Origin of the sequence: Alishewanella sp. HH-ZS (assembly GCF_001704375.1) — a bacterium.
In the GTDB taxonomy this organism is placed as follows: domain Bacteria; phylum Pseudomonadota; class Gammaproteobacteria; order Enterobacterales; family Alteromonadaceae; genus Alishewanella; species Alishewanella aestuarii.
The window spans coordinates 66,611-74,731 of sequence record NZ_LZEJ01000017.1 but is presented as its reverse complement, the minus strand read 5'-3'; the positions used below and the strand labels follow the sequence as shown (position 1 = coordinate 74,731).

The 8,121-nt window shown below is 47.0% G+C and carries 7 protein-coding genes; all 7 read left to right on the top strand.

The window, feature by feature from the left end; translation table 11 throughout:
- The first annotated feature begins 202 nt into the window (after positions 1–202).
- The 7 genes from A9165_RS08685 to A9165_RS08655 all read left to right on the top strand — a co-directional run bounded on the left by A9165_RS08685 (position 203) and on the right by A9165_RS08655 (position 8,081).
- Positions 203–502 (top strand): hypothetical protein, encoded by a 300-nt coding sequence (locus tag A9165_RS08685; protein ID WP_065955584.1) that lies wholly within the window; start codon positions 203–205, stop codon positions 500–502.
- Between the two features lie 210 nt (positions 503–712).
- Complete coding sequence (istA, locus tag A9165_RS08680) at positions 713–2,260, top strand: IS21 family transposase (RefSeq protein ID WP_065955583.1); 1,548 nt, start codon at positions 713–715, stop codon at positions 2,258–2,260.
- Positions 2,253–3,008: an IS21-like element helper ATPase IstB gene (gene istB / locus A9165_RS08675; protein WP_065955582.1), complete on the top strand. Its 756-nt coding sequence runs from the start codon at positions 2,253–2,255 to the stop codon at positions 3,006–3,008. The genes istA and istB overlap by 8 nt, the downstream gene beginning before the upstream one ends.
- On the top strand, positions 3,001–3,483 hold the full coding sequence (locus A9165_RS08670) for a hypothetical protein (RefSeq protein WP_065955581.1): 483 nt from the start codon (positions 3,001–3,003) through the stop codon (positions 3,481–3,483). Before istB ends, A9165_RS08670 begins: the two co-directional genes overlap by 8 nt.
- Before the next feature lie 34 nt (positions 3,484–3,517).
- A complete protein-coding gene (locus A9165_RS08665; protein WP_255365679.1) occupies positions 3,518–4,426 on the top strand; it encodes a tyrosine-type recombinase/integrase in 909 nt (302 codons plus the stop codon).
- A gap of 158 nt (positions 4,427–4,584) precedes the next feature.
- Entirely contained in the window at positions 4,585–5,580 is a 996-nt protein-coding gene (locus A9165_RS08660) for an AAA family ATPase (protein ID WP_065955579.1), read from the top strand.
- A gap of 2 nt (positions 5,581–5,582) precedes the next feature.
- A complete protein-coding gene (locus tag A9165_RS08655) occupies positions 5,583–8,081 on the top strand; it encodes a S8 family peptidase (protein ID WP_065955578.1) in 2,499 nt (832 codons plus the stop codon).
- The last annotated feature ends 40 nt before the right edge of the window (positions 8,082–8,121 follow it).

The following is an 8,121-nucleotide window of genomic DNA, read 5'->3' as shown; positions in this document are numbered from 1 at the left end:
GCCAAGATAGTTGACGCCGAACAAATTTAGCAATTTCAATGCTAAATCCCCAGCGCGTGAGTTAACACTCTGATATGCATGGCATTTATACTCATTGCACCTCTCCAAGTCGTGCCTTTAATTAAGAAATAAAGCCTTATGCAAGATTAGCAGAATTGCTTACTCTTAGTTAATCCTATGAGTTCTATGCAGGTGTATGACGATGCAGGCAGATACAAGTGAAGGTAGTGAATTAGAAACGCTAGCTTTGCAGTTAGAGCGTGAACTGATGAACAGCTACGGTTCGCCTTTGCTGACCGGCGAAAAACTCGCGGAGGCTATGGGGTATCGAAGTATTCACTCTTTACGCAAGCATATGTCTCAGAGAACCTTTCCCGTGAAATTGTTCACCATAAAAGGACGGCGCGGCAGATTTGCATTGGTGAAAGATATTGCTTGTTGGCTGGCAACACAACGACTGCAACAACCATATGAACCAGAGGAGACGCCTATCGAACAGTAGCTAAGTATATCGTTATTTTACCAAGGCACAGAAAGTGAAAAAGCCAGAGTATTGCGGACTCTGACTTTTTCGGAACTCGTCGAATTTTGGTTACCTCGACCCGTTTATTTAAGCTTTCTATTGCATCCCTGTCAAGTTTTCGGCTCTGGTTGAAGATACAGGCCTGCGCGTGCCTTGATTTCATTCACATTGAAATTAAGGAGGCTCATTATGAGCAAGCATACCTTGCGGCAACTTATTCGGTTGCTGCTAACCACTAACTTTTCCAACCGTCGTATTGCGCAACTGGCGGCGACATCGCCCAACACGGTACGAACCTACCGGCAAAGGCTGAGAGAAGCAGCGATAAACCATACTGTCGTTGCGCAGTTGGCGGATAACCAATTGGTCGAAAAGTTAAATAAGCAGAAACAGCCCGGCTCGGATAAACGTCAGCCGGACTGGCCACATATCCATCACTTGATGCAAGCTAAGCACCAAACACTGATTCAGCTTTGGGAAGAGTATCGCAGCATATGCCCAGCGGATGCGTTTTGTTACTCCCAGTTTACCCATTACTACCGCCAGTTCGTTAAATCCATTGATGTGTCTATGCGCCAATATTACGCGCCTGGAGAAGTCTGTTTTGTCGACTTTGCTGGTAAGCGGATACCATGGACTGATCCAGAAACACAAGAAACTCACTTTGCGGAGATTTTTGTCGGCGTGTTAGGTTACTCCCAGCTTATTTTCGCGGTAGCCCTGCGCTCACAAAAGCTGGAAGACTGGCTTGCTGCCCATCAGCAGATGTTGGCCTATTACGGGGGTGCGCCGCACTTAGTGGTGCCGGATAACCTTAAATCAGCGATTACCACCCCAGGACAATACCCGACAGTAAACCCGAGCTATCAGGAATTGGCCGAGCACTATGGCTTTGTTATTGAGCCTGCCCGTGTCAGGCGACCGCAGGATAAATCGCTGGCTGAAATTGGCGTGTTACTGGTGACTCGCTGGATCACAGTGGTACTGCGCCGCCAACAGTTCTTCAGCATTGCTGAAATTAACCAGGCGATAAAAGCGCTGTTGGAGCCGTTAAACCAACGCCCTTTTAAACGCTATGAAGGCAATCGGCGCGAGCGATTTGAACACTTGGAAAGGACCAAGCTATCAGCGCTGCCGGATAGCCCCTTTGATATTGGCCGCTGGATACATCAACAGAAGGTCAACCGCGACTATCACGTCTATGCCCTTGGCCATGCCTACTCCGTACCTTACGAGCTGATTAACCAGTATGTGGATATCAAGGTTTGCCAACAGAAGGTTGAAATGTATTTCCAGCATAAACTGGTTGCCGTGCATATGCGCGGCTTTATCAAAGGCGGTGCAACTACAGAGCCCAGCCACCGCCCGAAAAGCCATCAAGCTTATGCTGAGCAATCTAAAGCCCATTTTATACAGTGGGCCAACGACATTGGCGAGAATGCTTCCGCCTTGGTATGTGCTCAATTTATTAATAAACCCGAGCATTCGCTACAGGGCTGCAAAGCCAGCTCGCAACTGCAAAAGCTGGCCAGGCATTATGGTAATGAACGCTTTGAAAGAGCCTGTAAGTGCGCCTGTGACATCCATTCGCTAACAGCAAGCAGCGTGCGCTCGATTTTGCAGTGTCATTTAGATGAAACGGCGGAGTCAGAGACACCAGTACAGCGACAATTGCCACTGCATCACAATGTGCGTGGTGCACAATATTATATCAACAGAGGGCAAGGCAATGAGTGAGCAACAGGTGTTTGAAAATCTGCAGTCACTTTATTTGCCCGGCATGTTAAGCGCACTGCAGCGGGTACTGGAAACGCCTGATATGGCGGCTCTGCCAGTTATCGATATTCTGGCATTTCTGACCTGTGAGGAAATTCAGTACAAGGCACAGAAGAAACGTGAGCGACTATTTAAGGCTGCGAGACTAAAACAAGCTCAGGCCTGTGTTGAGAATATCGATCATCTGGCAAAGCGTGGGATCGATAAAGGCTATCTGGCCAGCCTGGTCACGTGCGAATGGGTGGCGCGAAACCAGTTTTTAATTATTACCGGCCCTACCGGTGTGGGTAAAAGCTGGATCGCCTGCGCGTTGGCAAATCAGGCTATCAAGCTAAACCAGGCAGTATTGTATAAGCGCTTTGGGCTGCTAATGGAAGAGCTGGATATTGCCCGTAAAGATGGCTCTTTACCCAAGCTGCGAAATCACCTGGCTAAGTTTAAATTGCTTGTTTTGGATGATTGGGCAATGGCACCGCTGACCGCAACTGGACGACATGAGCTCTTGGAGCTGATTGAAGACCGTTGTGGTCAAGGCTCATTGTTACTAACCAGTCAGTTACCGGTCTCGAAATGGCATGATTACATTGGCGAGGCCACAGTTGCAGATGCGATTATGGACAGGCTGATCCATCGCGCCCATAAACTGGAATTGCATGGCGAGTCACTGCGGAAAAAAGCCAATAAAGTGCAGGAGGTACGTGATGAATAACCCGTCTTCAGCGTATCTGCAGCTACTTGGCCAGCTTAATTTGGATGAGATGTACCTGCAGCAGGTGTTTGAGTTTTACCATCAGCGCTACTTGCAAAGCGAACTGGCTCAGCAGTTTGTTGCAAAGTCACCACGCCTTGGCCCAGATCAACGTTCCCATAGGATGATTGGTTTTTGTGACCGAACCTTGGGCAAAGAACTGCCGGAACGTCGTACCTTTGATGGTGGTGCTATACGGGGAAGCCTGCAGCGTCAAGGGCTGCTGATGACCACAGGCCATGAGCGATTTCGGGGTTGTGTGGTATTCCCCGAGCTTGATGCCAAAGCGCATATAGTGGCAGCGGTAGGTTATCGGATAGCGGTGCGGCTTCGGCATTGGGATAAACCCGTGGTGCACTGGCGCAAACCTGAACCGGGGTTTTACCAGCAGCAAGGCTTAACGGCCATCAGGCAGTTGATTTATGGACAAGCCTGACAGCCGCCTGCTGTGGCCGTGTATGGAATATTATTTGGCATTGTGCGCAGCCAAAGGGCAAAGTGCTGATACCGTCTATGGAAAACACTCGCGGCTTAAGCAGTTTTGCCGCTGGTGTGCTGCCAGAGAGCTTCAGACCATAGACCAGATCACGCTGGATGTGATGGATGATTTTATGGCGTACCTGAACAGCCAGCGTAAACCGCGCGATGGCCAACCACTGGGCGTGGCGCATAAACGCAATATATTAACCACCGTGAAAGTGTTTATTGCGGCCATGTACCGCAAGGGCTTACTTAATCGCAACAGCCTGGAGGGCATTGAACTGCCGTCTATTGGCCGTGCGTTACCTAAAGCGCTGTTCAGCGAAGAAGAAATTGAGCTTATTCTGGTGCAGCCGTTACAGTTTGGCCTGCGGGGTATTCGTGACAGGGCGATTTTGGAAACCTTGTTTGCTACCGGTGTCCGCCGTGGTGAGCTTATTCCGGTAAAACTTGATGATGTGGATTTTGAGAAACAGCTACTGCGGGTTAATCATGGCAAAGGCCGAAAAGAGCGTATTGTGCCAATTAGCCAACGCGCCTGTGAGTGGCTGGCGGTGTATATCAGCAAAGTGCGGCCGATGATTAACTATGTCGGCTCCGGCAATACGCTGTTCCTGGCCAATGACGGCAAAGCGTTTAAACCGGGTAAATTGTCAGAACTGGCCTCGCGTTACATCCGCCTGGCCGGTATAAAGCGTTTTGGTGCCTGCCATATGTTCCGCCATGCGACTGGCACCATGATGCTGGATAACGGCGCAGACCTTCGGCATGTGCAGGAAATGCTGGGACATGCCAGCATCACTACCACACAGATTTACACCCATGTCAGCAGGCAGAAGCTCAAAGAAGTGTATATTAAAACGCATCCTTCGGCGCGTGGAGGGAGCGGACTATTTTAAAACTGTTGTATAAATACACAATGTAAAGCAAATTGTCCGTAGATTACCCTTTGTGCTGCAGCCATCGGGTAGCAGTTTTGCTTTATATATGTAAAAATGATCAGTAAGTTTCATTTAGTAGTTGAGACAGTTTTAGGGACGAACTTAGAGTATTTATTATGGCCAGCTCAGAGCAAATAAAAGCGTTATTACAATCGCATCTTGATAAGGATGATGATCGCTTTTTGTCTGTAGCCCTCCAGGTTGCGGCTCATGAAGCTAGAAATGGGCATGGTAAACTTGCTCAAGAGCTACGCGATCTCGTTGAGATATCTCGAAAAAAGGCAAGTATTTCCAAATCAGCCCCTATCTCGATAGCCAAGGGTGTGCAAGATACCAGCGGGTTACTTTTTGCTTCTGAACCAAAAAACAAGCTGACAGAGCTTATCGCAAAAGATGAATTAAAACAAAAGCTTAATCGTTTGGTTCGAGAACAACAGTTCATGACAAAACTCAAGAGTCATGGCCTGTCAGCTCGTCGTAAGATTCTTCTTGTTGGCCCGCCAGGGACAGGTAAAACCCTCACTGCATCCATACTTGCTGGCGAACTGCATTATCCGTTGTTTCAGGTTCGCCTCGATGCACTGATCACCAAATTTATGGGGGAGTCTTCTGCAAAACTTCGCCAAGTTTTTGATGCGATCAATAATGTTCGCGGTGTTTATTTTTTCGACGAGTTCGATGCATTGGGTTCCCAACGTTCCAATGCTAACGACGTTGGCGAAGCGCGCAGAATTCTGAATAGTTTTCTGCAGATGATTGAGCAAGATGACTCCAACAGCTTGATTGTTTGTGCCACGAACCATATTGAAATACTTGATAGTGCTTTATTCCGCCGGTTTGATGATGTTATCCGATATGAGCTGCCCACAGCAGAAGAGGTCATAACACTTTTCAAGAATCGACTAGCGCCATTTGTAACTAAAAATTTTTCATGGAAAAAGTTACCTGATAAGGCATTGGGCTTGAGCAGTGCTGAGATAACCAGGGCAGCGGAAGAAGCGATAAAGGATATGTTGATCCACGGCTATGACAAAGTAACGATGCCAGCCCTTGAAGCCGCAATAATTGATAGAAGAACTATGCAAAAGAGCTTTAGCGAGGATATTGAGTAAATATGGCTGAAAACAAGGATGTAAAGCGTCATATAATCATTGGTCAGAATGGCAAGCCTCAAAAGTATACTTACCCGAAAAAGGTAATTATCACACCCAATATTCCGGCGAGAAATCCGCAGGCTCACGGCGCTAAACTTCAACAAGAGCTAGCCGCACTTAAACCTGACGAGATTTCACTTTCTCAAGATGCTGAGGAATACGATTTAGAATCAGCGTTTGGGCTTCAAATAAGCTTTGATGCTGATACAGCTTATGACTTCGAGTTTGAAAAGCTTGCCGATGCCAGAGCGGGTATAGAAGTGTTAAATGTGACGCAGGCGGGACAACTTGTTACTGTGTCCATTCTCGTTCCACAAGGGAAACTTTATGTACTTGAGCGAAAAATTGCTGAATACATGGACCCCGCTAAAAATGGCAAAAAAGGGCCTAGAAATCACTCTTTGCTCAATGTCATCGAACGAATCCGAAAAACTGCTATAGAGAATTTATGGACTGATGCTCCAGAGTTGTACCCGCAATCAGTAGATGAGATAACCTGGTTCGAGGTATGGTTACCGGTTCTGTCTGACAGGCTTGCAGTTGTTCATGATTTCAGAAAATTAGCCGCTGTCGCGGAGCTATTAGTATCTGATAGCGTTCTGGAGTTTCCTGAACGCACAGTGCTATTAGTCCGCGGAAGCCTTGCTGCGTTGTCGTCATCGGCATTATTATTAAGCAAGATATCTGAAATCAGAAAGGCAAAGACGACTGCTGATTTTTTCGATAATTTAAATATCGAAGAGCAACGTGCTTGGTCAACAGACTTGCTTCAACGCGCTAATTTTACTGCATCCGATGACTCTCCTTACGTTTGCATTTTGGATACTGGCGTCAATGCTGAACATCCACTTCTAAAGCCTGCATGCTCAGCTGCTGATTTGTCTGTGGTAGACCCAACCTGGGATGCAGCCGACAGTGATGGCCATGGCACTGAAATGGCAGGCATAGCGCTATGGGGTGATTTAACAGATCCGCTGAGTCAGCTAAGCCAAGTCGAGATTCGGCATCGCATTGAGTCTTCAAAATTACTGCGCTATCCAGGCGATAATGAAGGAAAGCATCTCGGAAACATCACGTCTGACGGGGTTTCCGAAGTCGAAATTAAGAATCCTGTTCGCAAACGTGTTTATGCCTTAGCGTTGTCTGCCTTGGAGTCTCGGGATAGAGGACGTCCATCAACATGGTCGTCAACCGTTGATGCTTTAGCATCAGATTATCTGGGTGAAAATCAATACAGAAGATTGCTTTTAGTGTGCGCAGGAAATGCTGACGCGAGCCTGAGTAATTTGCTTGAGTACCCAAAATACAATGAAGTTCAGGATATTCATGATCCTGCCCAATCTTGGAATGCACTGACAATAGGTGCATATACTCGGAAAATGCAGATATCAGATGCAGATCCTCAGCAATTCACGTTGCTTGCGCCAGACGGTGGATTGTGTCCGCATAGCTCGACATCTATTCTTTGGGAATCAGATACACCAATAAAACCAGAGGTCGTTTTCGAAGGGGGAAATGTTGCTGTAGATGACATAAGTCCGGTAGAGTTACCTAGCCTACAGCTATTAACAACATCCCACGATATTCAACGGCGGCTATTTACTACCTTCAACGCAACGAGTGCAGCGACTGGACTTGCAGCTAAATTTGCTGCTGAAATCTTGTCCTACTACCCAGAATTGTGGCCAGAAACAGTCAGAGCTTTAATGGTTCATTCTGCAAATTGGACAGATGCAATGAAGGCTCAGATTACAGATCCGAACTTAAAGACTGAACGTCAGAAAGCACATAGGCTTGCGAGGACAGTGGGGTATGGTGTACCCGATCTAAACAGGGCTCTTTGGAGTTTGAACAATTCTTTGATTATGATAATTCAGGATGAGTTACAACCATTTGAAAAAATCAAAGGGCCACCAGCTACAAAAGACATGCATCTGCACGACCTTCCATGGCCGAAAGCAGAACTACAGGCGCTTGGTGAAACACCAGTAAAAATGACTGTAACATTGTCATATTTCATTGAGCCAAATCCTTCCAGTCGAAATGTTACCAGCAAGTACAGATACCCAAGTCACCAGTTGCGTTTCGATGTTAAACGGCCGCTAGAGTCTGTTCAGGACTTCATGCAGCGAATGACAAGAGCTGCCCAGTCAGAGGAGGTTGGGAGTAAGAAAGCTCCAGTCGACTCTAATTGGTTACTTGGAGAATTTCGTAATAAGGGATCAGTCCATAAAGATGTATGGAGTGGAACTGCAGCTGAGTTAGCTGATCGGGGAGTACTGGCAATCTACCCTGCCATGGGCTGGTGGCGCACTCGCGCTAAATTGGAAAGTTACAACAAAAAAGCAAGATATGCTCTGATCATCTCGATAGAAGCGCCAACTGCAGAAATTGATTTGTACACGCCAATTGCAACAGCCCTAGAAAACAAAGTCTCGATACCGGTCTTAACAAGCTAAAGCAGTTTCTAAGGCAGCATATTTGCTGCTTTTGCGTTTA

What these genes read in the sequence shown, in the direction of transcription:
- A9165_RS08660 (WP_065955579.1), top strand. Translation starts at nt 4,585, where the DNA reads ATGGCCAGCTCAGAGCAAATAAAAGCGTTATTACAATCGCATCTTGAT.
- istA (WP_065955583.1), top strand. Translation starts at nt 713, where the DNA reads ATGAGCAAGCATACCTTGCGGCAACTTATTCGGTTGCTGCTAACCACT.
- A9165_RS08655 (WP_065955578.1), top strand. Translation starts at nt 5,583, where the DNA reads ATGGCTGAAAACAAGGATGTAAAGCGTCATATAATCATTGGTCAGAAT.
- istB (WP_065955582.1), top strand. Translation starts at nt 2,253, where the DNA reads ATGAGTGAGCAACAGGTGTTTGAAAATCTGCAGTCACTTTATTTGCCC.
- A9165_RS08670 (WP_065955581.1), top strand. Translation starts at nt 3,001, where the DNA reads ATGAATAACCCGTCTTCAGCGTATCTGCAGCTACTTGGCCAGCTTAAT.
- A9165_RS08685 (WP_065955584.1), top strand. Translation starts at nt 203, where the DNA reads ATGCAGGCAGATACAAGTGAAGGTAGTGAATTAGAAACGCTAGCTTTG.